Source organism: Variovorax sp. Soil_C_39 (genome assembly GCF_057656815.1).
Map to the genome: position 1 here is coordinate 92,833 of NZ_JBDGJQ010000003.1, position 20,571 is coordinate 113,403.

The following is a 20,571-nucleotide window of genomic DNA, read 5'->3' on the forward strand; positions in this document are numbered from 1 at the left end:
TGCGAGAGCCATCCGCGCGCCCACGCGCTGCGCGCCCAGGCCGGCCAGTTCAGGCGGCCGGCGCGGCCGGAGTTGAGTGGAAGGCCGCGTGAATGCGCGGAGCGGCCAAGCGCTTCGAACCAGATGCGCGCTTTCACGATGCGCTCCCGGTGGCCTTGTCCTGCGCCTTGTCGGCTGCATAGGAAAGTTGGCGCGCCGCCATCGCGACGCCTCGTGCGGCATCGCCGAGGTCGAGTTCGTACAGCTTGTTCGCGTATCGTTCGGCTTCATGTGCTGCACGCTCCAAGCCTTTAGCGAGTCGCGCGGGCGACGGCTTGCGCTTCATGACCGGCTCCCGGTGGCCTTGGCGATGGCAGCGCGAGACTCGACCTCAGCAAACACGCTCATCGCGTAGGGGCCGCGCTGCTGAGCGCGCAACTTGCGGCAAGCGGCAGCCAGCTCCCACGCTTCGTCGGAGAATTTCACCCAGTTCGTTGGGCTCGGGTTGTGCGCGTTGCCGCCCTTGAGCAGCGAAGCGGGGATACGGCCAAACTCCAGAAGACCGGCCGCCGCGAAAGCCTTGAGGTCGGCGTGATCTGCGGCATTCATGCGAACGCCATCAAGGAGGCCGCCACGGTCAACCAAGCAGCTCTCTGCATACAGCAGGATGCTGCTCTGGCCCTTGCTGAGGCCGGCCGCAGTCAGCGTGTGCTGCCCGCTCACAGGCGCCAGACCCGGAAGCGCTTCCAGCACTTCCGCACAGCGAGGGTCGGTCAATGACAGGCCATGCACGACGGCCGTTTGCTGCGCGCTCACGATGCACGCCCCTCGAGCCGTTCCACACCCGCAACCGGGTAGCCCAGCTTCTTGAACGCCTTGCGCTGTGCGTCTTCCGCACCATCAGCCTTCAAGTCGACGAAGGGCAGGACACCGGTCTCCATCGCAACGGGCCAGCCATCACGATCGAGGGGCGAATAGAAGCAGCGGTAGCGCTTGCCCGCGGCCCCTGGTGCGCGGCGTACCGCTGCGAAGTTGGGGGCGCCAAAGGTCACGACTGGACCTCCAGCGAAAGTTCATCGCCGACCAGGCATGCGGCCACGGCTTGCTGAGCGTCTTCGCCTTCGAGGATCTCGACCTCGCACGACTCGACGAAGAGCCGGGTATCCAGGGGGAGCAGGGAGTCCATCTTCATCTCCGTTTGCAGCGGGGTGCTGCCTTGGAGTGAAGTATGCAAGACGCATATCAAATACGCAAGCACATTGCATATCGCCGTGCATCTTTTTTGTAACAGGCGCCAAGGGCGTTGAGCAGGCGCTCAACGATGCCGCGCCACACTTCACGGTACGGGGCTCGCGAAGCGCCCATGAAAAAGCCGCCTCGAGGGCGGCTTGGTTGAGTAGCACGGATCAGCGTGGGGCGGCCGGCCGGGGCAGTCGGGCTTGGGGCTTGTTGGCGGCCACCATGAGCACTCTGTCCAGAGCGGCCAGCGCGGTGGGATCGCGCTGCTTGAAATAGGTTGGCGCATGCAGGGGCATCCACTTTTCAGCCATCAGCCGCCGGAATGTCGCCAAGTAGGTGTCCGGGTAGAGATTGGCCTCCACTTCGCGCCCATCAGGAAACGTGTGGGTGTACTTGGGGAGCTGGCGGGTATCAACGTCCATGATCTCGCGAAGGTACTTGCAGAGCATCTTCGCCTGCGAAATATCTGGCATCAGCTTTTCGCTCAGGCGGTAGCCGTTGACCTCCATTGGGCCGACCATGAAGTTCGTCATCTCCTGCAGCGCCGAAAAATAGCCCCTCGGGATCTTGTGAAGGTTGATCATGTGGCGTTCGAGATGGAAGGGCAGCTTGATGGGCTGCCCTTTCCCCGACATCCAGTCGAACACCCACTTGGAGACCTGTACCGCGAACTTCGGAGAGACCCACTGTGCCAGGTGAATAGCCACCTGAGGATGGACCCACGACCCCTGGAACGTCGGAGTTCCACCTTTGACCACCTGTACCAGTCCCGAAACGGAAATTCCCGTTTCGGCAGCCAGCTCATCCAGAAAGGCGGTGGTGCTGCTCTTTGAGGTGTACTCATTGAACTGCTTCCCCGCCGCCTTGCACATGGCTGTAGCGTTGATGTAGCCGTCAGCCGCGCGTTGATCGATGACCGATTCGGCCACCTTGTGTGGGATGAGCGTTAGAGAGAATTGATGTTGCGAAGGCATAGGGGAAAGACCTTAAGACCCTGCGCCACTCGGCACTACTTGGCTTATTGACGGTACCGTCAATTAGTTGGTAGACTCCGTGTCGCGTTAAGCAAAGTGAAACCCGGAAAGTCTGGCAGGACAGGGAATCACGCGAAGCAAAAAGTACCGGCCATAGAGGTCGGTATTTTTTTGCCCGCTCATCTTAAGCTGAAGTTCTATACAGTAGCCCAAAAGGCTGAGCTTGAGACCTGCACTATTTCTGACCCTCGGGTCATTAATGCATGGCTGGGCCGCTTATCACTTCAAGGCGGTATCTACCAAATACCCCCTCAGGGTGGTACAGCCTCCGTCAGCCGTTCTTCATCCAGGCCAGCACCCGGGCTAGTACTGCACGGAGTTGATCGCGGCGTTGCCATCGCCTGTCGACGTGTACGTGTAGGCATAGACACGGGGGTCGCGCCACACCATCTGGACTCGCTCGCCGCTCGCATTCTTGGTGCGGTTCACGTCGTCCGGCTGACCCATCACGGCAAAGGCTCCACAGGTCGTCATGCCGACTTCGGGAACCTTGCCCTTCACGTTTCCGAGGTCAACGCCGTTGATGAGCGAGCTGGACTGCAGGTAAGACTGCAGTGCCCACATGCGCCTGGTCGCATTCTTCTTCCGAGCCTCAATGCCCCATCTGGCGCAGTTCTCCCACCACTTGGCTTTCTCAATGGCGGCAACCGCTTGCTGGTCATCTTTCCTCTTGGACGCTCGAAAATCCCACCAGGTCTCTGGGATGGCGTTCGGGTCGACCACCTTGGCTGGGGCGGGGGCGGGTTGGGCTGCGGGGGGAGGAGGGGTGAGGGTGGTGGGCGGTTGAGCCGAGGAAGTGGCGGCCGGCGTTGCGGAGGCGACGGTTTGCGGGGGAAGCGTCGTTGGGCCACCTGCAGGGTTCGGGCCCACCCAGTACAGCAAGAGCACACCAGCACCTACGATGAGGCTGATCGCCAGAACTGCGCGAGCCGCCGGAGGCAATCTGCCTAACTGGCTGCCGAACCAATAGCTGAATGAGCGCTGCTGCATGTCAAAGCCTAGATCTGCTCGCTCTGTTTGTGGATTACCTGTCCGACGATGATGCACGCCCCTTCAGTGCATTCCTTCCTCGGGAATCGTCTCTGGTCCGGATTGTCCGATGAAAGCCACCAGACGCCGCCGTCTCGCACAAGGCGCTTGATCACCGCTTCGCCCTCGTAGTTGACGGCAAATACCCGCCCGTCCTTAGGTTCGGTGTCGGCGGTATTGATGACCACGACATCGTTCTCGAACAACGTGGTCTCCATGCTCTGACCTCGAACCTTCACTGCTACCAGCTTGTAGGCCTTGAAGCCTCGTTCCTGCAGCCAGCTATTTCTGAAGAAGATCGGCTCGCCGTCACCCTCCTCAGCTTCCACGGCGAATCCGCTCACCCCCGCCTGGAGACGTAGCTTGACCTTGCGTATCGGCGCAAGGTCAGGATGCGCATCGAGGTCGACGGGCTCCGGTTCATCAATGAGGTCGAACCAGCCTTCGGGCTTCGCATAGGCCTTTTCCAACTTGGCGGCCAACTCATCTCCCAGCCCGCGCGCACCGCCTGTGATCGCGCTCAGGTAGCTGCCCGGCGTACCAATCTCTCGAGCGACCTGGAGCGGCCCGCCGTTCTCTTCAAGCAACTGCGCAAGCCGCGCTCGGCGTCGGGCGCGCCTGGGGCTCTCTGATTTTTCATCTTTACGCATACCGCGAGCGTATGCGGCTTGCATAGCAAAACGATATGCACTATGCTTGGCGCACCGTTGCGCACTTTGCATATCAATCATGAACCTCCGCCACTTCCTCGACAGCCTCCCTCATGGGGGCGTTTCCGAGTTTGCGTCCAGCGTCGGCGTGGGCCCAGTCTACCTTTCTCAGCTTGCCGCAGGGCTTGACGGGCGAGAGCCCAGCCCAGCGCTTTGCGTCGTGATCGAACGTGAATCTGGCGGCGCCGTCACCCGGCAAGAAATGCGTAAAGACTGGGCTGCCATCTGGCCTGAGCTCGCAGAAGCAAAAGCGGCCTAACCCATGGACGGCGAAATCATTCCTTTGGGGCTCGTCCGCGAGCAGGCCGCGAAAGCAGCCCAGCGCCAGGACTGCCCCCACGCCACTAGCCCTTGGCCGATCGGCACCGCTGCCGGCCAGATGTTCGTGCAGGAGTTCCACGCTGCCCGCGCCTTGCAGAAGGCCCGAGACCAGCAAGGGAAGGGGGCTTGAGCCATGGAGACGATTCCGGTTTGGCTCGGCGCCGTGATTCTGCTGATCGGCGCTGCGGCTCTTTCGGGCGGGTTGCTCTCGCTTCTCGGCTACGACCCCGCACCCATTCGCGATCACCTCCGCACCTGCACCGCCAGCCGCGGATGCAGGAACGCATGCCGTGCGAAGCGCACCTGCAGCGCTCCGTCGACGACGTGCATCGCCATGCGTGACGACACCACCAGCACAGACCGCTCGCCGTCCTCGGCATTGGCGGACATCTGTGTGTGCGACGACTCGTGCAAGCAGGTGCCGTGCACGAAGGCGAGGGGCTCGACGGCCTCGAATTGTTCAGGGTTCTTCTCTTCCATGGCCGTGAGTGTCCCTGCGCAGAGTCTGGCCGGTCACATCCATAACCAACAAGGAGACACGCTGCTATGAACCTCATCGACGCATCGCGGCACTTAGCCAGGCGCTTCCAGGGCGGCATCGAAGCCGTGGCAATGCGCTTCGGCAAGTCCCCGAGCACTGTGCGCCACGAGTTTGCCGGGTCCGACGCATACAAGCTCGGCCTGCAGGACGCCGAGCTTCTCACGCAATGGGCCATCGAGCAGAAGGTCGCAGACCCGCTGCAGATCCTCAACGCCTTCGCGTCCAACTGCGGCGCGATGGTCCTGCCGCTGCCCGGTATGTACCAGACCGGCGGCGCCACGCTGCAAGACCTCTCGGCCGCGGCCATCGAGTTTGCGCAGTTCGTCTCGGTAGCAGCGAAAGCCACGGAGGACGGCAAGGTGTCCGTGAACGAACTGCGCGACGTGGATCGCGAGTTGTCAGAGTTGATCGGCTGCGCTCAGCGTGTGCGGACCACGCTCGCCCAGATCCACGAGGCCGGGAAGCCGGCTCACCTGAGGGCTGCGTGATGGCTTTCCTCTTCCGCTGCCCGGAGTGCCGCACGCGGCGCCGCAGTCATGGCTTGTTCACGCAGCATCTGCGCGAAACCGGCCATCGCCTGTGCCGGTGCGGCGGATACCACTACGAGCACCGCCCGGGTTCGCCGTATTGCGAGCGCAACCCGATGAGCGCGGCCCTGCTCGCGAGCCGATACGGCGCCTCCGACGAAGAGGTGACCGAAATTGCACTCGAGATCTCCCTTCTCACCCCAGGGCGCGTCGTCGCGGCCTGCCCATTCTGAAAGGCTCGAGATGCTCCCCGCACTCACCGACGAACAAGTCGCCGATATGGACGAGGTGGCCGGCTCGATGGTCGCTTCCGCTCGTTCGCGGGGGCTCGCAGCCGCGGAAGGCGCCCTGCGTGCAGCAGAGCAAGACGATCCCCTGTTCGGGGCTCGTGCATTCGCGTTCATCGTCAACCACGTCCGCGCGAAAGGCCGAGTGCCCGGCGAAAGCGTGACTCTCGCCGCGACCGCCGCGGGCATCCGCTCGCGCAAAGGAGACCGCGCCTTCGGCGCCATCTACGCAAAGGCGCTGCGCAACAACTTCATCCGCGTGGTCGGCTACTGCCCGCGCGTGCGCGGTCATGGCACATCGGGCGGGAAGCTCTACGCGCCTGGCACCAACACCGACCCGGTGGAATTTCCCAACTGATCTCACACCAGAAAGCGAGACATGACAGTAACTGCCGAAATCGACCTGACCCCGGGCAACGTGAAGGCCGCCATGCGTGACGCCGACGCGAAGTCCGCCGATCTGTGGATGGTGCCCGTCGCCAGCCTGCGGCTCGTGCAAGGGCTCAACATCCGCCCCATCAACGCAGCACACGTCGCGAGCCTGAAGTCCGCCATCAAGGCCAACGGCTACAACCGCGGCGAAGCGCTCAAGGGCTTCGTGTCGAAGGAGGGCGACGGGGAGCACGTCATCAACGTGTGGGATGGCCAGCACCGCCTGACGGCCGTGCGCGAGTTGCTCGACGAGGGAGATCCCATCGAGTTCCTGCCCGTGATCGTCTCGCCTGCCGGCACCAGCATGATCGACGTCACCGTCGGCATGACCATGACCGCAGCCGAGAAGTTGCCGCTGACCCCGCAGGACTGGGCCACGAGCTGCAAGCGCCTCATAGGCTACGGCTGCGATGTGGAAGAGATAGCCAGGCGCCTGGGGAAGACCAAGGCGCAGATCACCGATTGGCTGGTGCTGGCCGGCGCCAGCCGCCGCGTGCTTCAGATGGTCGAGGACAAGAAGGTCAGCGGCACCAACGCGATCCGCCTACTGAAGAAGCACGGCGCCGGCACCGCGGAGGTGCTCGAGCAGAAGTTCGAAGCTGCAAGGGCGCGTGGCAAGAAGAAGGTCACGGCAGCCGTGCTGGCGCCGCAGCGCGACCTGGTGGCGGAAGGTGCTACCTGGATCAGCTCCAACCTTGCCACGGGAGACCGTGGCCCGCTGGTTGCCATGCTGGCGCACCTGTCCGGAATCCCTCAGACCGACATCGCTGCACGTCTCGATGCCGCCGCAACCGCCTGAGGACGAAATGGCAGGAATGGATTGGTTTCGCTGGCATCACGGGTCTGTGACAGATCCTAAGTTCCAGCTCGTCGCCAAGCGCTCAGGCGCCAGCGTCGCCGAAGTCATCGCGGTTTGGGCATGCCTGCTGGAAGCCGCCAGCACCGCCGAGGAGCGCGGAACAGCGGGGAAGCCCGATTACGAGGCGATCGAGCTGTCCCTGGGCCTCGCAGACGGCCTCATGCCGAAGATCGTCGATGCCATGCATGCGCGTGACCTGCTCGATGGCACCGAGTGCCGCATTGCTGCATGGGAGAAGCGCCAGCCGAAGCGCGAGCGCCCCGACGACAACAGCACCGAACGAGTCAAGGCGTTACGTCAGAAGCAACGCCATGAAACGCCAAGCAACGCCACGGAACGCCAGGAAACGCCTAGAGGAGAGGAGAGGAGAGAAGAGGAGACATCCTCACTTCGTTCGGATGGCGCGAGCGCGAGCGCGGGCGAGATTTGCAAAGCGATGCGGGAGACCGGACTTGCCGGCGTGAGTCCATCGCACCCGAAGCTCGTCAACCTCATCGCCGCCGGCATGACGAAATCCGAACTTGTCGACGCTGCGGCCGAGGCCGTGAAGCGCCAGAAGCCGTTCGCCTATGCCCTGTCGACGGCAGAGGGCCGGCGACGGGATGCGGCTGTCGAAGCGCTGCCATCGGCCGAGAAGCCCGTCGACCCGGACTCGCAGCCGGCGGTGGAGGCGGAGGGCGTTCGGCTTGGCCTCGGCAAGTGGTCCGGTGTCGAGCAGTTCCCCTCGTACCGGGCCCGGGTCCGCAACGCTCAGGACGCAGAGCAGCAATCGCGCGGAGGGCTGCACTGATGGCCGCCTCACGTCGTGCGCTCAAGGATGTCGGCAACGATGGCGCCTACATGCTGCAGCGGATCTGCTCATACAGCCACGAGGATGGCGACTGTCTGGTGTGGGACCGGTACTGCAACATCAACACCCCGATCATCAACGTCGATGGCTCCCCGCGCCCGGTCCGCCGGGTTGTTTTCGAGCTTGCCATCGGCCCGGTGCGCGACGGGTTCGAAGTGGTCCACAACTGCAAGACGCTGCGCTGCGTCGCGCCTGAGCACCTCGAACAAGTCACAGCGTCAAAGCGCCGCGCGTTGATCGCGGCTCGTCGCCTCGGACGCGGACAACATGCCAGCCAAGTTCGCTACATGCGCGAGCACCATGGCAAGCTGTCGATGGAGAAGGCCCGCGAGATCCGCGCGAGCGCAGAGACCTGCAAGGCGCTGGCGGAGCGCTACGCCGTGACGCCGCAGTTGATCAGCCTGGTTCGCCTGGGCAAGTCCTGGGCCGAGCCATCGCCGTTCGACGGCCTCGGGGCAAGGAGATGAGCCATGCCATGCATCGACTGCAAGAACTGGCGACTGAAGGATGCCAAGGACATGGCGAGGCAGGGATTCGCGCCGTGCCAGTTGCTGACGCCTTGGCGCTTCAAGAGCTCCGAAGCAACGTGCGAGAAGCACTCGCCGCTGGCGCCGGCCAAGGTAGAGGAGCGCATCCGGTGGTTCGCCGCACGCTCTCCGCGACCGCTCGCTATCGGATCGAACTCGAAGCCAACCGAGCCGCGCGAGATTGTTCCACGCGAAACGACGCCTGCCCGTACCCCTTCGCCAGCGAAGAGGGCGAGCACTGGACGGCCTGCTTTCTCCTGAAGGGCGGAAAACTGTGATCTTCACCATCAATCTCAAGTTGGGCCGAGGCCAGAACGACCGCGAGCACTGGCAACAGCGCGCACGTCGAGTGAAGCGCGAGAAGGAGATCGTTGGCTGGAGCCTGCGTGCACAGCGCCCTCCTGCGGGGCTCGTGCGCGTCACGCTGACCCGGATGAAGGCAGGCAAGGGGCTCGACGGCGACAACCTTCAAGGCAGCATGAAGGCGTCGCGCGACGCCGTCGCTGCATGGCTCGGCCGTGACGATGCCGATCCGAGCATCCAGTGGGTCTACGCGCAGGGCACGACGAAGCCCGGAGCAGGCTTCATGACCATTGAAGTGACGCCCAAGGGGCAGAAGGAGGCGGAATGAACTGCAAACCTGGAGACCTCGCCTGCATCGTGGGTCCGGCCACTACGCCGAACCTTGGTCGGTTCGTTCGGTGCATCCGCCTGCTCTTAAAGGGAGAAGAGATGAAGCTCAACGGAATCGTGTTCTGCGCGACCCCGCACTCGGGATACTGGGCCGTCGAGGGCCGGCTCGAAGGGGAAGACCCTTTCGGCCGGACCGTGATGGTGAACGGAGGTCCGATCGGCGATCGGTGGCTCCGACCCATCCGCAACCCCGGAGACGACGCAGTAGACGAGAGCAAGGCATGGCTCCCGCCTGTGCCGCTGCCCAAGATCGACGAATCCCTGCTGCCGGAAAAGGAGAGCGCATGACAATCGCTGACCGCTACGCCTCCGCAATCCACTCGTCTTGCCTGACGGTGGACAAGCGGACGACTTTCAGCGATACGGACGTGTTGGGTGGCATGGGCTGCGCCGACCGCGCGCTGAGTCGGGGCGTCGACTTCGCCGGCCGCAGCATCCCCAAGGCGCCGCTCGCCGTCGCACTGGAGCGCCTGTTCCTGGGCGACAACCGCCAGGCCAAGGTGATCGTCTCGGTGCTCGAGCAGATGGCATGGAAGAGGGCGCGCACCACCCGCGTGAGGCTGCCGATCGGCGACGCGCGAGACATGGCGCAGAAGTGCCTCGCATGGCACCGGGACAACAAGTGCAAGCCCTGCGGCGGTCACGGTGTTCTGGTGATGCCTGGCACCAAGACGCTCGGCGGCCAGAAGTGCGGCGTCTGCAAGGGCGAGGGAACGATCCTTTTCGAGAAGCAGTTCGCCTTCGAGCGGCAAGAATTGGCCCGCTGGTTGGTGGCTGAGATGGAGCGTGAGCAGGCCAAGGCCGGGCCCGAGGCGATGAAGTGGATCGCGCCGAAGTTGGACTTCTGACAGGAGAATGTGCGCCATGAAGAAGAAAAAGCCGATTTCCTTCCCGCCACAGCTTCACCTGTATGGCCGATTTCTTGACGATCCAGTGGGTGTCTATGTGGAGTTCCCTGTCTTAGAGGTGTCGTACAGGCATTCGAAGAACGGTCATTGGTCTGTGTTCTCTGGTCAAGAAACGGCGAAATGGCACCACTTCGTGAAGACCGCTATCAACGGGCATCGACCCGTTCAGCTCGGGATCAGACGAGATCCAGACTTTCAGCTCCTTGCAACCGGCTGGCTCTTGGTGAAGCAACTCAATGCCCCGTCGCTGGAGTACCACTTCATGCATAAAACGCCTTGGGCGCCCGTCCCTGCACTGGATAAATAACCGTAGACGCGGCGTTTTTCTCGTGCTACAGTCCGCGCGCCTGTACACACTGTGTGAGTTGCACAGATAACAATAGCGGCCCAACACTCGTTGGAAACCCGCCTTCAGAATTTGCTCTTAGCCATTGCAAGCCGCCTCTCAATCGAGCAGGCGGCTTTTTCGTTCGCCCGCCGGTCCTCGCTGCACACAGCATTCAAGCCGCAGATCGCGTCCGCGCGGGCAACAGTTGTCTCCGGGTAGCAAGGCAGTTGCCACCCTTTGCCCGCCTCGTGCGGGCTTCTTTACACCACCCGCAACGCCAGCGGATTCCAGCGACTGCCCTATCGCAATGGCGGGTAGGGCGAACGGCAGCACCCAGCGCCCTGGTGGCGTAGCCCGATGGGATGGCAAGACATGGCACTCGCAACCCTGAAGCCCAGGTTGGCAACAGCCAAGACGCACAGCACCTCGTGACAGCCAAGTTCGACAACCGTGACGGCCGCATCCGAGGCCGCGCACTACAGGCCAGGCGCCTCAAGGTGTGGAGCAAAGACCCACGATGCGCCATGTGCCGCAAGCTGTGCGAGTTCAACGACAAGCCCGGCCGCGGCTTCCAGCTGGATCACAAGGTGCCCGTGTTCAAGGGTGGCCCAGACACCGAGGCCAACTGTCAGGTGCTGTGTGCTGGCGAGACCGGGTGCCACGCCAAGAAGACGGCCAAGGACATGGGCTATGTGGCCCCCGAGAAGATCGGGCTCGATGGCTTCCCGGAATGAGAACCCCTCTCATCGGCTGCGGCAAGTACGCGACACGCACCAAGGAGGTGCAAAAAGGGTCGGGGGGTGGTCGGCCGAAAAAGTGACCTCCCTTCGGAAACCGGGCGCTCAGCCTTTTATTCACGCGTGCAGTTGAGAAATTTGGTTTTTTGACCAGTCGAGGTATCCATGGCCAACCCGAAAAAACCGCGAGCGCTGAAAGTGGTTTCGGGAACGGTGCAGCCGAGCCGCGATGAAAAGGCGTCAGTTGAGATGCCGCCTGTCTCGGATGTGCCGGAGCCGCCGGATTGGATGCCCAACTCGCACGCCATCAAGGAGTGGAACCGGTTGGCCCCCATTCTGGTTGCCAACAAGCTGCTGACCGAGGCGGGTCTCGGTGCCTTCGGGCAACTGTGCGCACTGCATGGAAAGCTGGTGCAACTGTGGGCCGCGGGCGAGGCGCCGGTCGCGTCGATGGTGGCGCAGTACCGGAACCTGATCAACGACTTTGGCCTGACCCCCGTGTCGCAGGGCAAGGTCAAGCCGGTGGGCGAAGAGCCGGCAGGAAACAAGTTCTCTCAACGTGGCAAACGAGCCGCGTGATTTCGTCGCGATAGCAAAGGACTACGCGAAGAGGGCAGCGAACCCGAAGAACCGAAAACAGTTCGGCATCTGGATGCGCCTGGCCGGCCAGCGCTTCCTGGACGACCTGAAGCGCGCGAAGAAGGCCAAGGGCGTCCCGTTCTACTTTGACGAGTGGCATGCGAACGATGTTTGCCTGTTCGCCGAGGATCTGCCGCACGTTGAAGGGACATGGGATACGCCCACGATCGTCCTGCACGAGTCGCACGTCTTCTTCCTGGTGCAGTTGTTCGGCTTCCGGAAGCAGGACGGCACGCGGCGGTTCACGACGGCGCTCTTCGCCATTGCTCGCAAGAACGCCAAGAGCACCTTGGCCGCGATCATCGGCCTGTACTGCCAGAACTGCGAAGGAGAGAACGGGCCGCAGGTCATCACCGGCGCGACGACGGGGCAGCAGGCCCGCATCGTGTTCAAGGTCGCAAAGACCATGGTCGAGAAGACCGCGGACCTGCGATCGGCGTTCGGGCTCGAGGCCTTTGCGAACGCCATCGCTAGCTACAACAACGGCGGAACCTACAAGCCGATCAACGCCAAGGCGAGTACGCAGGACGGCCTGAACCCGAGCTGCACGATCCTGGACGAGATCCACGCGCACAAGAACCACGACCTGCTGAACGTGCTGAAGTCTGCGGCAGGGGCGAGGCGGAATCCGCTGTTCCTGTATCTGACGACTGAGGGCTACGCGAATCCGGGCCCGTGGGAGGAAGAGCGCGAGTTTGCGAAGAAGGTGCTGCGCGGCCTGATCGAGGCCGACCACTACCTGGCGGTCTACTACGCAGTCGACGAGAAGGACGACGACCTCGGCACGGAAGCCGATGACGATTTCGACGAGAGCGCGTGGCGGAAAGCGAATCCGCTAATGGACGTGAATCCGCTGCTGCTCGACGAGATCCGAAAAGCCGCCATCGAGGCGAAGGACAAGCCGGGCCAGCACGCCGAGTTCAAGATCAAGCGACTGAATCGGCCGTCTTCGGTTGCTCAGGGCTGGGTGAACATCACGAAGTGGCGCGAGTGCAAAGGCGCCATCGATCTGGAGTACCTGCGGAAGTACCCGTGCACTGGTGGTCTGGACCTATCGAGCACCACCGACCTGGCATCGTTCCGACTGGTGTGGGACATCGACGGGTTCATCTACACGCATGGATGGCGGTTCGTGCCGGCAATGGCTGTCCGCAAGCGCACGCAGCGCGGCCTGATCCCCTACGCTGGTTGGGTGCTGAAGGGTCTGCTGATCGAGTCCGGCGTCGAGGCCATCGACTACGCACCGATTGAGCAGAAGATCATTTGGGCGAACGAGAACTTCAATCTCTGCGCCGTCGGTTACGACGGGTGGAACGCATCGCAGACGGTGCAGCGACTGAATGCTGCCGGCGTGAAGATGCAGCAGTTCATCCAGGGCCCGCGCAGCTATCACCCAGCCATGCAAGCGCTCGAGGTGGCCTACCTGAACGGCCGCTTTGCACATGGAAATGACCCGGTCTTGAACTGGAACGCATCGAACGTGATCGCTCGCCAGGATGCGAATCTCAACAACGCGCCGGACAAGAAGAAGGCGCCGGAAAAGATTGATGATTTCTGCGCCCTATTGATGGGTGTCGGTGCTGGCCAAGTCGAGCAAGAGCCGCCGAAGCAGTACCAAGTTTTCTTCGCCTGAGAGGCGAACCACACAACCGAAGCCCGCCGAGTGCGGGCTTTCTGCATTGGAGGTCCGAATGGATCGTGCTTACAGCGTGTTGGAGACGAAGTCGATCGATGAAGGGGCGGACTTTGTGACGATCCGCGGCATTGCGTCAACACCGACCACCGACCGAATGGGCGACATCGTGGAGCCTATGGGCGCGAAGTTCAAGACGCCGATGCCGCTGCTCTGGCAGCACAACCACGACCAGCCCGTGGGCAACGTCACCTTTGCCAGTCCGACTGCCAAGGGCATCCCGTTCGAAGCTGTACTACCGATCGTCAAGGAGGCCGGTCGCCTGAAGGACCGAGTCGACGAGGCCATCCACTCCCTGAAGTACCAGCTGGTGGCCGCTGTGTCGATCGGCTTCAGCGCAGTCGAAGGAAAGATTGAGCGTCTCAAGACGGGTGGCCTGCGATTCCTCGAGTGGGATTGGCATGAGCTTTCTCTTGTGACGATCCCTGCAAATTCACAGGCGGTCATCACCGCCGTCAAGAGCATCGACCACGAACACCTGGCCTCCGCTGGCCGCGCTGGTGATCGGGTTGCACCGTCGGCCGCGAAAGCGGTGGCACTCACCAGCACCGCCAAGCGCGGAAACATCACCATCACCAAGAGGTAATCATGAAGAAGACTTTCACCCTGGCCAAGGTTGGCCTGTTCGCCGTTCTGGCGATCGCCTGCGGCGCGGCTTTCGCCGGCCAGCCCCTGACCGACTTCCTGCCGCACGACCTGCTGGCGGCCCTCGGTGCGCTCGGCGCCGTTCCGTTCATGGGCAACGTCAAGACCATCAGCGAACAGATCGCCGATCTCGAATCCACCCGCGGCGCCAAGGCCGGCCGCATGACCGAGATCACCAACAAGACCCTCGGCGAGAACCGCACGAAGGACGCGGGTGAGAGCGAGGAATTCACCACGCTCAAGGACGAGATCAAGTCGATCGACCAAGAACTCGCCGACCTGCGCGATCTGGAAGCCATCAACGTCACCAAGGCCACCCCGGTCCCGTCCGTGACGCCGGGCAAGACCGACAACGGCACCGCGGCCGCTGCTGCCTCCCGCGGCGGCAGCAACATCGTTGTCGTCGAGCGGAAGCTCGCGCCCGGCGTGGCCTTCGCCCGTCTGGCCGGCGTGATGGCGCACACCAAGGGCAACATGCGGGACGCCATGGACTTCGCCTCCAACCGCTTCCCCGAAGACAAGGGCATGCAGGGCATCATCAAGATGTTCTCGCAGCACAACTTCGAGGACGTGACCAAGGCCGCAGTCGCCGTCGGCACGACCACGGACACCACCTGGGCTGCGCCGCTGGTGCAGTACAACCAGATGGCGAACGAGTTCATCGAGTTCCTGCGCCCGCAGACCATCGTCGGCCGCATCCCGAACCTGCGCCGTGTGCCGTTCAACATCAGCATGCCGCGTCAAACGGCCGGCGGTGCGGCGTACTGGGTCGGTGAGGGCGCTCCCAAGCCGCTGACCGCCCTGGCATTCGACCAGGTCACGCTGCGCTGGACGAAGCTGGCGACGATCGCCGTGATCTCGGAAGAACTGGCTCGCTTCTCGCAGCCGTCGGCCGAAACGATCCTGCGCGATCAGCTCGCTGCCGCGGTGATCCAGCAGATGGATGCCGACTTCGTGAACCCGGCAAACGCCGGCACCGCGAACGTCAAGCCGGCCTCCATCACCAACGGCGTGACCCCGGTCGTGTCCGCTGGCGGTGACGAGGCATCGGTCAACGCCGACATTCAGGGGCTGTTCGCACCGTTCATCGCTGCGAACCTGGCACCGACGAATGCGGTGTGGATCATGTCGGCGACCAACGCTCTCGGCCTCTCGCTGATGAAGAACGCGCTCGGCCAGCGCGCCTTCCCCGATGTGAACATGGCCGGCGGCACCTTCTACGGCATGCCCGTGGTGGTGTCCGAGGCTGTCGGCAACATCGTGGTGCTCGCCAACGCGCAGGACATCCTGCTCGCTGACGACGGCCAGGTCTCCATCGACGCGAGCCGCGAGGCCTCGCTGCAGATGGACAGCGCACCGGACAACCCGGCGACTGCCACGACCGTGATGGTCAGCCTCTGGCAGAACAACCTGCTGGCGATCCGCGCCGAGCGCTACGTCAACTGGATGAAGGCGCGTGCCGCCTCCGTTCAGTACCTGTCCGGCGTGAGCTGGAACGGCGTCGCTCCCCCTGTGACGCCGTAATCCCGGCGGACTGAGACCAAGGGCGCCCGCATCGCGTGGGCGCCCTTTTCATTTAGGAGAGAAACATGAGCTCAATCAAGATGGTCGCCCTTCGCAGGCATCCCTTCGGGACCGGTGAGCGCGAGGCCGGCGAAGAGTACGAGGCGACGACCGACGAATCGGCCATCCTGATTGCGCTTGGCTGGGCCAAGAAGGCTGCCGCGAAGGTGGAGAAGCCAGCGCCGCCAGCCCCGGCGCCGCAGGCAGAGCCCGCCCCGCCCGTCAAGAAGATGGAAACGGTGGAGAAGGTGGTGAAGCCTGCCAAGGAAGAAAAGGCCCCGGCCGCCGAGTCCAAGCGCACGTACCAGCGCCGCGACATGAAGGCGAAGGACTGAGATGCGGCTGTTCGGCCTCGAGGTGACGCGGGCAGCGGTAGCCAAGCGCGCTCCGCTGTCGCCTGTCGGCAGCCGGGGCTGGTTCCCGTGGGTCAGTGAGCCCTACACCGGCGCCTGGCAGAAGAACGACGAGTGGTCGGTCGACACTGTGCTGTCGCATCCGATCGTCTTCGCCTGCATCACGCAGATCTCGAACGACATCGGCAAGCTGCGCACCAAACTGCTCGAGCTCGACTCCTCGGGAATCTGGAACGAGGCAGCCAGCGCGGCCTTCTCGCCAGTGCTGAAGAAGCCGAACCGCTACCAGAGCCACATCCAGTTCAAGCAGTGGTGGATCATGTCCAAGCTAAGCCGAGGGAACACCTACGCGCTCAAGCAGCGCGACAACCGCGGCGTGGTCACGGCGCTCTACATCATGGATCCGTGCCGCACCGAAGTGCTGGTCAGCCCTGATGGATCGATCTTCTACCGCTTCGGGCAGGACAACCTGACTGGCGTGCAGGACTCGGACGGCATCACGGTCCCGGCGAGCGAGGTCATCCACGACCGCATGAACCCCATTTTCCATCCGCTCATGGGCGTATCCCCGCTGTTCGCTGGCGGGCTTGCCGCAAACCTCGGCCTGAAGATCATGAACGACTCGCTGACGTTCTTCGCGAATGGCGCGAACCCCGGCGGCGTCTTGACCGCGCCGGGCTCCATCAGCGACGAGACCGCCAAGCGCTTGCAGGAGAAGTGGACTGCCAACTACACCGGCGAGAACGCCGGCAAAGTGGCGGTGATGGGCGATGGCCTGAAGTACGAGCCCATGCGGATGACCGCGGTCGATGCACAGACCACCGAGCGTTCGAAGTCGCTGGACGAGTACATCTGCGCCGTGTTCCACATGCCAGCCTACCTGGTCGGTGTGGCTCCAGTGCCCAGTGGCAAGAAGCCGGGCGAGCTGAAGCAAGACTACTACGACGAATGCCTGCATGTGCTGATCGAGGAGTTCGAGCTGTGCATGGACGAGGGCCTGGCCCTGCCGGCGCAGTACGGCACGGCACTGGACCTCGACGTCCTGCTTCGCATGGACGAGGCCACCCAAGTCACGACGCTTGCCGCGGCGGTGGGTGGCGCCATCATGGCCCCGAACGAGGCCCGCAAGCGCATGAACCTCAAGCCGATCACCGGTGGCGACACGGTGTACCTGCAGCAGCAGAACTACAGCTTGAGCGCGCTCGACGAACGCGACAAGACCAATCCCCTGGCGGTTGCGCCGCCTCCACCGGTGGCTGCGCCCGCGCCGGCCCCCGTCGCCGATCCTGAAGAGGAAGCCGAAGAAGAAGCGCGCGAACTGCTCGACTACATCCGAAAGGGGCTCACCCATGCGGCGTGACATGAAGGCACTCGCCGATGGACTGGTCGAGATCGTCAAGGGCTATGTCAGCCAGGCGGTGCTGTCGTTGTCCGGCCGCCTGGACTCGCTCGAGCAAAAGCTCGCGGCGCTGCCGACGCCGAAAGACGGCGTCGACGGGAAAGATGGGCAGGATGGCAAGGATGCGCCCCCGCTCGACGCTGACGCCGTAGTGGCTGCAGTGCTGGCGCAAGTGCCACCGCCCGCAGCCGGTAAAGATGGCGCTCCGGGCAAGGACGGCCACGACGGGAAGAGCTTCACGATCGATGATGCAAAGGCGCTGCTTGAGCCCGAGATCGCGCGCTGGGCCTTGGACTTCGAGCGCCGCGCTCAGGACGTGCTCCAGCGCTCAATCGACCGCATCCCGGCGCCGAAGGATGGCGCGCACGGCAGAGACGGCCGCGACGGAGTCGATGCCCTTGGCTTCGATGATCTGCAGGTGGAGCACGATGGGGAGCGCGGCTTCACGATCAAGTTTGCTGCTGGCGACCGAGTCAAGGAATTCTCTTTCGTCGTGCCGGTGGTGTTGGACCGCGGCTACTACCGCGAAGGCGATGCATTCGAGAAGGGCGACGGCGTCACGTTCGGCGGCAGCTACTGGATCGCTCAGTCGACCACCCGCACGAAGCCAGAGATCGGCAATGCCGAATGGCGGCTTGCCGTGAAAAAGGGCAGGGATGCCAAGACGCCAGCAAGCCTGGAGGCTCCTAAATGACAATGCTTGTCACGCTCGAGCAGGCCAAGGAGCACATCCGCTCTGATACGGTCGACGGCGACGCTGACCTGACTCTCAAGATCCACGCGGCCTCCGGCGCAGTCCTGAACTACCTCAAAGGTGCAAACCGCTTCGTCCAAGAGGTCGACGGCGACGGGAATCCGGTGTTCGATGAGGACGGAAAGCCCGTCTACACCACCGAGGTTCTGTTTGAAGTCAAGGCGGCCGTTCTGCTCATGGTCGGATACCTCTACAAGGACCGGGACAACGACAAGGATCACGAGTACGAGCAGGGCTTTCTGCCGCGGCCAGTGACGGCGCTCCTCTATCCACTCCGTGACCCGGCACTCGCATGACGCTCGCAGCAGGAACCCTCAATCGCCGAATCAAGCTGCAGCGCCTGGTGGAGATGCCGACCGGCACCGGTGGCTCAACTATCGCGTGGACGGACGTGGCGACGGTCTGGGCGAACATCAAGCACCAGTCCGGCGCCGAGGTGAACCGCAGCGACTTCCCTGTCAGTTCGGTCAAGGCCAGCATCAGGATCCGCTTCAGGAGCGATGTGGACGCAACCTGCAGAGCGCTCTACGGGGCATTCATCTACGACATCAAGGCGGTGATCGAGGATGAGATCGGTCGTGAGTACGTCGATCTGGTCTGCGAAAAGGGGCAGAACGATGGCTAGTTCGGTCACGGTCAAAGTCGGAGGGCTACGCGAACTTGGTGAGCGCATGAAGGGCCTGTCCAGCGACATGAACAACCGTATCGCCCGGGCGGCGACCGCGGCCGGCGCTGTGGTGATTCGGAATGCCGCGCAGCAGAAGGCCCCGGTCGATACGGGCAACTTGAAGAAAAACATCATCGTCAAGCGCTTGCCCAAGGGAGAGTCGACCCTCACGAGCGAGCACATCGTCACCGTGCGGAAAGGCAAGCTCACGAAGAAGCAGCGGGAGAAGGGGCTGTCTGACGCCTGGTACGGCGTGCTTGTGGAATACGGCACCGCCAAGATGGCGGCGCAACCCTTCCTGCGGCCCGCCTACGACCAGAACAAGGAGAAGGCCGTGCAGGCGATCAAGGATCGAATCTCGAAGCGGCTGGACAAGGCGGGCGTATGAGCCTCGAGCAGACCATCTTTAGCACGCTGGCGCCTCTGGTTCCTGGTGGCCGTGTCCATGCAAGCACGTTCCCTCAACTGCCCGCTGTCCCGCTCACGCCGGCCATCCTTTTCACATTCATCAGCGACGAGGTGATCGACGACATCTGCGGCGATGACACGGCGCAGACCGCCAACACCCGCACTCAGATCGACATCTATTCGACCGACTTCGACTCAACGCGCTCGCTGCGCCTGCAGGTCTTGGCCGCAATGGCCGCCATCTCTCCGCCGACGCGCGCGGCTGGCGGGTTCTCGACCTATGAGCCGGACCTGAAGCTACACCGCGTCAGTCTCGACTTCATCACCTACCCGAGCAGCACCTAGCCGCTCACCAGTTTCTCAAGCCAAGGCCGCCATCGAGCGGCCTTTTTCTTTGTCAGTACGTCAGTAAGAAAGAAGGTCCACCATGGCAGCAGGCAAACGTCTCAAGTTCCAAGGCTCCTCGTTGCAAGTCAGCACGGGCGTGGCCGCAACCAAAGCGATCACCGACATCAGCGAGACCGACCCGGCGCTCGTCACGTCTGTCGCGCACGGCCTCGCGCTTGGCGCCGTCGGCCGCATCGAGGGCGTGGTCGGCATGACCGAACTCAACGGCAACCTGTATGTCGTCGACAACCCCGACGCCGACGACTTTGAGCTTGCTGGCGTCGATGCCACCGGCTACACGCCGTACACCAGCGGCGGCACCTTCGCGCCCTTGGTATTCAGCGCTTTCTGCGAGGTCACCGGCGTCGACCAACAGGACGGCACGACCGACGAGACCGAGGTAACCACCATCTGCTCGACGGCCAAGGAGTTCGAGACCGGCCTGTCGGACAGCGGCACGCTGACGATGAACTACAACTTCGCCCCGAACACCGGTGTCCAGGCTGCGATCCGCGCTGCAAAGCTCGCCGGTGAGCAAGTCGCGGTTCGCATCACCTTCCCGAACAGCGGCGGCACGATCGTGATGACTGGCTCGGTCCAGCAGTCGAGCTTCAGCGGCGCGGTGTCGGGCGTCTGGACCGGCTCCACCACCCTCAAGCTCTCCGGCGAAATCTTCGTCCTCGCAGCATGAACCGCGAAGAACTGCGAGCCAAGATCCTCGCCACCGCCAGCCCGAAGCCCGTTCCGGTCAACGTGCCGGAGTGGGGCGATGTCTACGTCAAGCCGCTGCTCGTCGGCGAGATCGAGACCATGTCTTCGGACACCGATCCGAAGCTGCAAACGGCCCGCGGCGTGGCCCGGATGCTGTGCGACCAGAACGGCGAACTGCTCTTCGACCCGAACAGCGCCGAAGACCTCTTCGCCATCAACCGGCTGCGCGCCTCGTCGCTGAACAAGATCCATGAAGCCATGGAAGAAGTGAACGCCACGAGCAACGCCGCAGCGGTGGACCTGGGAAACGTCTCACCCCCCGGGACCGCTTCAAGCTAGACCTGGCTGAAG

General features: G+C 63.3%; 33 protein-coding genes. 25 read left to right on the forward strand and 8 right to left on the reverse strand.

What is annotated here, in order from left to right:
- Window positions 1-133: 133 nt before the first annotated feature.
- From AC3A6J_RS08315 to AC3A6J_RS08345, 7 genes are all read right to left on the reverse strand, one after another.
- Window positions 134-325, reverse strand: coding sequence for a hypothetical protein (locus tag AC3A6J_RS08315; RefSeq protein WP_487859452.1), 192 nt, complete (start codon window positions 323-325; stop codon window positions 134-136).
- Window positions 322-795, reverse strand: a complete 474-nt coding sequence (locus tag AC3A6J_RS08320; RefSeq protein ID WP_487859453.1) for a hypothetical protein — start codon at window positions 793-795, stop codon at window positions 322-324. The genes AC3A6J_RS08315 and AC3A6J_RS08320 overlap by 4 nt, the downstream gene beginning before the upstream one ends.
- A complete protein-coding gene (locus AC3A6J_RS08325; protein WP_487859454.1) occupies window positions 792-1,031 on the reverse strand; it encodes a hypothetical protein in 240 nt (79 codons plus the stop codon). The genes AC3A6J_RS08320 and AC3A6J_RS08325 overlap by 4 nt, the downstream gene beginning before the upstream one ends.
- Window positions 1,028-1,165, reverse strand: coding sequence for a hypothetical protein (locus tag AC3A6J_RS08330; protein WP_487859455.1), 138 nt, complete (start codon window positions 1,163-1,165; stop codon window positions 1,028-1,030). The genes AC3A6J_RS08325 and AC3A6J_RS08330 overlap by 4 nt, the downstream gene beginning before the upstream one ends.
- A 220-nt stretch (window positions 1,166-1,385) precedes the next feature.
- Window positions 1,386-2,147 (reverse strand): KilA-N domain-containing protein, encoded by a 762-nt coding sequence (locus AC3A6J_RS08335; protein WP_487859456.1) that lies wholly within the window; start codon window positions 2,145-2,147, stop codon window positions 1,386-1,388.
- 408 nt (window positions 2,148-2,555) lie between these two features.
- Window positions 2,556-3,242 carry a hypothetical protein gene (locus AC3A6J_RS08340; RefSeq protein WP_487859457.1) on the reverse strand — a complete coding sequence of 229 codons (687 nt, stop codon included), beginning with the start codon at window positions 3,240-3,242 and terminating at the stop codon, window positions 2,556-2,558.
- A gap of 8 nt (window positions 3,243-3,250) precedes the next feature.
- On the reverse strand, window positions 3,251-4,012 hold the full coding sequence (locus AC3A6J_RS08345) for a LexA family transcriptional regulator (RefSeq protein WP_487859458.1): 762 nt from the start codon (window positions 4,010-4,012) through the stop codon (window positions 3,251-3,253).
- 241 nt (window positions 4,013-4,253) lie between these two features.
- On the opposite strand from AC3A6J_RS08345, the gene AC3A6J_RS08350 reads away from it, so the two are divergent.
- Complete coding sequence (locus AC3A6J_RS08350) at window positions 4,254-4,442, forward strand: hypothetical protein (protein WP_487859459.1); 189 nt, start codon at window positions 4,254-4,256, stop codon at window positions 4,440-4,442.
- Between the two features lie 113 nt (window positions 4,443-4,555).
- Here AC3A6J_RS08350 and AC3A6J_RS08355 read toward each other — a convergent pair whose 3' ends face one another.
- Entirely contained in the window at window positions 4,556-4,792 is a 237-nt protein-coding gene (locus AC3A6J_RS08355; RefSeq protein ID WP_487859460.1) for a hypothetical protein, read from the reverse strand.
- A gap of 66 nt (window positions 4,793-4,858) precedes the next feature.
- Here AC3A6J_RS08355 and AC3A6J_RS08360 point away from each other — a divergent pair, with 66 nt between their 5' ends.
- From AC3A6J_RS08360 to AC3A6J_RS08475, 24 genes are all read left to right on the forward strand, one after another.
- A complete protein-coding gene (locus AC3A6J_RS08360; protein ID WP_487859461.1) occupies window positions 4,859-5,341 on the forward strand; it encodes a phage regulatory CII family protein in 483 nt (160 codons plus the stop codon).
- Complete coding sequence (locus AC3A6J_RS08365; RefSeq protein WP_487859462.1) at window positions 5,341-5,613, forward strand: hypothetical protein; 273 nt, start codon at window positions 5,341-5,343, stop codon at window positions 5,611-5,613. The genes AC3A6J_RS08360 and AC3A6J_RS08365 overlap by 1 nt, the downstream gene beginning before the upstream one ends.
- A 10-nt stretch (window positions 5,614-5,623) precedes the next feature.
- Window positions 5,624-6,025, forward strand: coding sequence for a hypothetical protein (locus tag AC3A6J_RS08370; RefSeq protein WP_487859463.1), 402 nt, complete (start codon window positions 5,624-5,626; stop codon window positions 6,023-6,025).
- Window positions 6,026-6,046: 21 nt separating this feature from the next.
- A complete protein-coding gene (locus AC3A6J_RS08375) occupies window positions 6,047-6,898 on the forward strand; it encodes a hypothetical protein (RefSeq protein ID WP_487859464.1) in 852 nt (283 codons plus the stop codon).
- A 16-nt stretch (window positions 6,899-6,914) separates the two neighbouring features.
- Window positions 6,915-7,748, forward strand: a complete 834-nt coding sequence (locus AC3A6J_RS08380) for a hypothetical protein (protein WP_487859465.1) — start codon at window positions 6,915-6,917, stop codon at window positions 7,746-7,748.
- Window positions 7,748-8,275, forward strand: a complete 528-nt coding sequence (locus AC3A6J_RS08385) for an HNH endonuclease (protein ID WP_487859466.1) — start codon at window positions 7,748-7,750, stop codon at window positions 8,273-8,275. The genes AC3A6J_RS08380 and AC3A6J_RS08385 overlap by 1 nt, the downstream gene beginning before the upstream one ends.
- 334 nt (window positions 8,276-8,609) lie before the next feature.
- Entirely contained in the window at window positions 8,610-8,966 is a 357-nt protein-coding gene (locus AC3A6J_RS08390) for a hypothetical protein (protein WP_487859467.1), read from the forward strand.
- A 101-nt stretch (window positions 8,967-9,067) separates the two neighbouring features.
- Complete coding sequence (locus AC3A6J_RS08395; RefSeq protein ID WP_487859468.1) at window positions 9,068-9,316, forward strand: hypothetical protein; 249 nt, start codon at window positions 9,068-9,070, stop codon at window positions 9,314-9,316.
- Window positions 9,313-9,876: a hypothetical protein gene (locus AC3A6J_RS08400; RefSeq protein WP_487859469.1), complete on the forward strand. Its 564-nt coding sequence runs from the start codon at window positions 9,313-9,315 to the stop codon at window positions 9,874-9,876. Before AC3A6J_RS08395 ends, AC3A6J_RS08400 begins: the two co-directional genes overlap by 4 nt.
- A gap of 16 nt (window positions 9,877-9,892) precedes the next feature.
- Window positions 9,893-10,243 (forward strand): hypothetical protein, encoded by a 351-nt coding sequence (locus AC3A6J_RS08405; RefSeq protein WP_487859470.1) that lies wholly within the window; start codon window positions 9,893-9,895, stop codon window positions 10,241-10,243.
- A gap of 449 nt (window positions 10,244-10,692) precedes the next feature.
- On the forward strand, window positions 10,693-10,998 hold the full coding sequence (locus AC3A6J_RS08410) for an HNH endonuclease signature motif containing protein (RefSeq protein ID WP_487859471.1): 306 nt from the start codon (window positions 10,693-10,695) through the stop codon (window positions 10,996-10,998).
- Between the two features lie 168 nt (window positions 10,999-11,166).
- Entirely contained in the window at window positions 11,167-11,580 is a 414-nt protein-coding gene (locus AC3A6J_RS08415) for a hypothetical protein (RefSeq protein WP_487859472.1), read from the forward strand.
- Window positions 11,561-13,273: a terminase large subunit gene (locus AC3A6J_RS08420; protein WP_487859473.1), complete on the forward strand. Its 1,713-nt coding sequence runs from the start codon at window positions 11,561-11,563 to the stop codon at window positions 13,271-13,273. The genes AC3A6J_RS08415 and AC3A6J_RS08420 overlap by 20 nt, the downstream gene beginning before the upstream one ends.
- Window positions 13,274-13,331: 58 nt before the next feature.
- Window positions 13,332-13,919, forward strand: coding sequence for an HK97 family phage prohead protease (locus AC3A6J_RS08425; protein ID WP_487859474.1), 588 nt, complete (start codon window positions 13,332-13,334; stop codon window positions 13,917-13,919).
- A gap of 2 nt (window positions 13,920-13,921) precedes the next feature.
- On the forward strand, window positions 13,922-15,502 hold the full coding sequence (locus tag AC3A6J_RS08430) for a phage major capsid protein (RefSeq protein ID WP_487859475.1): 1,581 nt from the start codon (window positions 13,922-13,924) through the stop codon (window positions 15,500-15,502).
- 65 nt (window positions 15,503-15,567) lie between these two features.
- On the forward strand, window positions 15,568-15,876 hold the full coding sequence (locus AC3A6J_RS08435) for a hypothetical protein (protein WP_487859476.1): 309 nt from the start codon (window positions 15,568-15,570) through the stop codon (window positions 15,874-15,876).
- A 1-nt stretch (window position 15,877) separates the two neighbouring features.
- Complete coding sequence (locus AC3A6J_RS08440; protein WP_487859477.1) at window positions 15,878-17,254, forward strand: phage portal protein; 1,377 nt, start codon at window positions 15,878-15,880, stop codon at window positions 17,252-17,254.
- Between the two features lies 1 nt (window position 17,255).
- Complete coding sequence (locus AC3A6J_RS08445) at window positions 17,256-17,987, forward strand: hypothetical protein (protein ID WP_487859478.1); 732 nt, start codon at window positions 17,256-17,258, stop codon at window positions 17,985-17,987.
- Window positions 17,984-18,343, forward strand: a complete 360-nt coding sequence (locus tag AC3A6J_RS08450; RefSeq protein WP_487859479.1) for a head-tail connector protein — start codon at window positions 17,984-17,986, stop codon at window positions 18,341-18,343. Before AC3A6J_RS08445 ends, AC3A6J_RS08450 begins: the two co-directional genes overlap by 4 nt.
- Window positions 18,340-18,672, forward strand: a complete 333-nt coding sequence (locus AC3A6J_RS08455; protein ID WP_487859480.1) for a phage head closure protein — start codon at window positions 18,340-18,342, stop codon at window positions 18,670-18,672. The genes AC3A6J_RS08450 and AC3A6J_RS08455 overlap by 4 nt, the downstream gene beginning before the upstream one ends.
- Entirely contained in the window at window positions 18,665-19,102 is a 438-nt protein-coding gene (locus AC3A6J_RS08460) for an HK97-gp10 family putative phage morphogenesis protein (protein ID WP_487859481.1), read from the forward strand. Before AC3A6J_RS08455 ends, AC3A6J_RS08460 begins: the two co-directional genes overlap by 8 nt.
- Window positions 19,099-19,467, forward strand: coding sequence for a tail completion protein gp17 (gp17, locus tag AC3A6J_RS08465; protein ID WP_487859482.1), 369 nt, complete (start codon window positions 19,099-19,101; stop codon window positions 19,465-19,467). The genes AC3A6J_RS08460 and gp17 overlap by 4 nt, the downstream gene beginning before the upstream one ends.
- Window positions 19,468-19,549: 82 nt before the next feature.
- The gene (locus AC3A6J_RS08470) at window positions 19,550-20,200 is read left to right on the forward strand and encodes a phage tail tube protein (protein WP_487859483.1); all 651 of its coding nucleotides are present in this window, start codon (window positions 19,550-19,552) and stop codon (window positions 20,198-20,200) included.
- Window positions 20,197-20,559: a hypothetical protein gene (locus AC3A6J_RS08475; protein WP_487859484.1), complete on the forward strand. Its 363-nt coding sequence runs from the start codon at window positions 20,197-20,199 to the stop codon at window positions 20,557-20,559. Before AC3A6J_RS08470 ends, AC3A6J_RS08475 begins: the two co-directional genes overlap by 4 nt.
- Window positions 20,560-20,571 lie beyond the last annotated feature (12 nt).

Coding starts and splice junctions, on each gene's coding strand:
- AC3A6J_RS08315 (WP_487859452.1), bottom strand. CDS start 325: ATGAAGCGCAAGCCGTCGCCCGCGCGACTCGCTAAAGGCTTGGAGCGT.
- AC3A6J_RS08330 (WP_487859455.1), bottom strand. CDS start 1,165: ATGGACTCCCTGCTCCCCCTGGATACCCGGCTCTTCGTCGAGTCGTGC.
- AC3A6J_RS08340 (WP_487859457.1), bottom strand. CDS start 3,242: ATGCAGCAGCGCTCATTCAGCTATTGGTTCGGCAGCCAGTTAGGCAGA.
- AC3A6J_RS08345 (WP_487859458.1), bottom strand. CDS start 4,012: ATGATTGATATGCAAAGTGCGCAACGGTGCGCCAAGCATAGTGCATAT.
- AC3A6J_RS08350 (WP_487859459.1), top strand. CDS start 4,254: ATGGACGGCGAAATCATTCCTTTGGGGCTCGTCCGCGAGCAGGCCGCG.
- AC3A6J_RS08355 (WP_487859460.1), bottom strand. CDS start 4,792: ATGGAAGAGAAGAACCCTGAACAATTCGAGGCCGTCGAGCCCCTCGCC.
- AC3A6J_RS08360 (WP_487859461.1), top strand. CDS start 4,859: ATGAACCTCATCGACGCATCGCGGCACTTAGCCAGGCGCTTCCAGGGC.
- AC3A6J_RS08365 (WP_487859462.1), top strand. CDS start 5,341: ATGGCTTTCCTCTTCCGCTGCCCGGAGTGCCGCACGCGGCGCCGCAGT.
- AC3A6J_RS08370 (WP_487859463.1), top strand. CDS start 5,624: ATGCTCCCCGCACTCACCGACGAACAAGTCGCCGATATGGACGAGGTG.
- AC3A6J_RS08375 (WP_487859464.1), top strand. CDS start 6,047: ATGACAGTAACTGCCGAAATCGACCTGACCCCGGGCAACGTGAAGGCC.
- AC3A6J_RS08380 (WP_487859465.1), top strand. CDS start 6,915: ATGGATTGGTTTCGCTGGCATCACGGGTCTGTGACAGATCCTAAGTTC.
- AC3A6J_RS08385 (WP_487859466.1), top strand. CDS start 7,748: ATGGCCGCCTCACGTCGTGCGCTCAAGGATGTCGGCAACGATGGCGCC.
- AC3A6J_RS08395 (WP_487859468.1), top strand. CDS start 9,068: ATGAAGCTCAACGGAATCGTGTTCTGCGCGACCCCGCACTCGGGATAC.
- AC3A6J_RS08400 (WP_487859469.1), top strand. CDS start 9,313: ATGACAATCGCTGACCGCTACGCCTCCGCAATCCACTCGTCTTGCCTG.
- AC3A6J_RS08405 (WP_487859470.1), top strand. CDS start 9,893: ATGAAGAAGAAAAAGCCGATTTCCTTCCCGCCACAGCTTCACCTGTAT.
- AC3A6J_RS08415 (WP_487859472.1), top strand. CDS start 11,167: ATGGCCAACCCGAAAAAACCGCGAGCGCTGAAAGTGGTTTCGGGAACG.
- AC3A6J_RS08425 (WP_487859474.1), top strand. CDS start 13,332: ATGGATCGTGCTTACAGCGTGTTGGAGACGAAGTCGATCGATGAAGGG.
- AC3A6J_RS08430 (WP_487859475.1), top strand. CDS start 13,922: ATGAAGAAGACTTTCACCCTGGCCAAGGTTGGCCTGTTCGCCGTTCTG.
- AC3A6J_RS08435 (WP_487859476.1), top strand. CDS start 15,568: ATGAGCTCAATCAAGATGGTCGCCCTTCGCAGGCATCCCTTCGGGACC.
- AC3A6J_RS08440 (WP_487859477.1), top strand. CDS start 15,878: ATGCGGCTGTTCGGCCTCGAGGTGACGCGGGCAGCGGTAGCCAAGCGC.
- AC3A6J_RS08445 (WP_487859478.1), top strand. CDS start 17,256: ATGAAGGCACTCGCCGATGGACTGGTCGAGATCGTCAAGGGCTATGTC.
- AC3A6J_RS08450 (WP_487859479.1), top strand. CDS start 17,984: ATGACAATGCTTGTCACGCTCGAGCAGGCCAAGGAGCACATCCGCTCT.
- AC3A6J_RS08455 (WP_487859480.1), top strand. CDS start 18,340: ATGACGCTCGCAGCAGGAACCCTCAATCGCCGAATCAAGCTGCAGCGC.
- AC3A6J_RS08460 (WP_487859481.1), top strand. CDS start 18,665: ATGGCTAGTTCGGTCACGGTCAAAGTCGGAGGGCTACGCGAACTTGGT.
- gp17 (WP_487859482.1), top strand. CDS start 19,099: ATGAGCCTCGAGCAGACCATCTTTAGCACGCTGGCGCCTCTGGTTCCT.
- AC3A6J_RS08470 (WP_487859483.1), top strand. CDS start 19,550: ATGGCAGCAGGCAAACGTCTCAAGTTCCAAGGCTCCTCGTTGCAAGTC.
- AC3A6J_RS08475 (WP_487859484.1), top strand. CDS start 20,197: ATGAACCGCGAAGAACTGCGAGCCAAGATCCTCGCCACCGCCAGCCCG.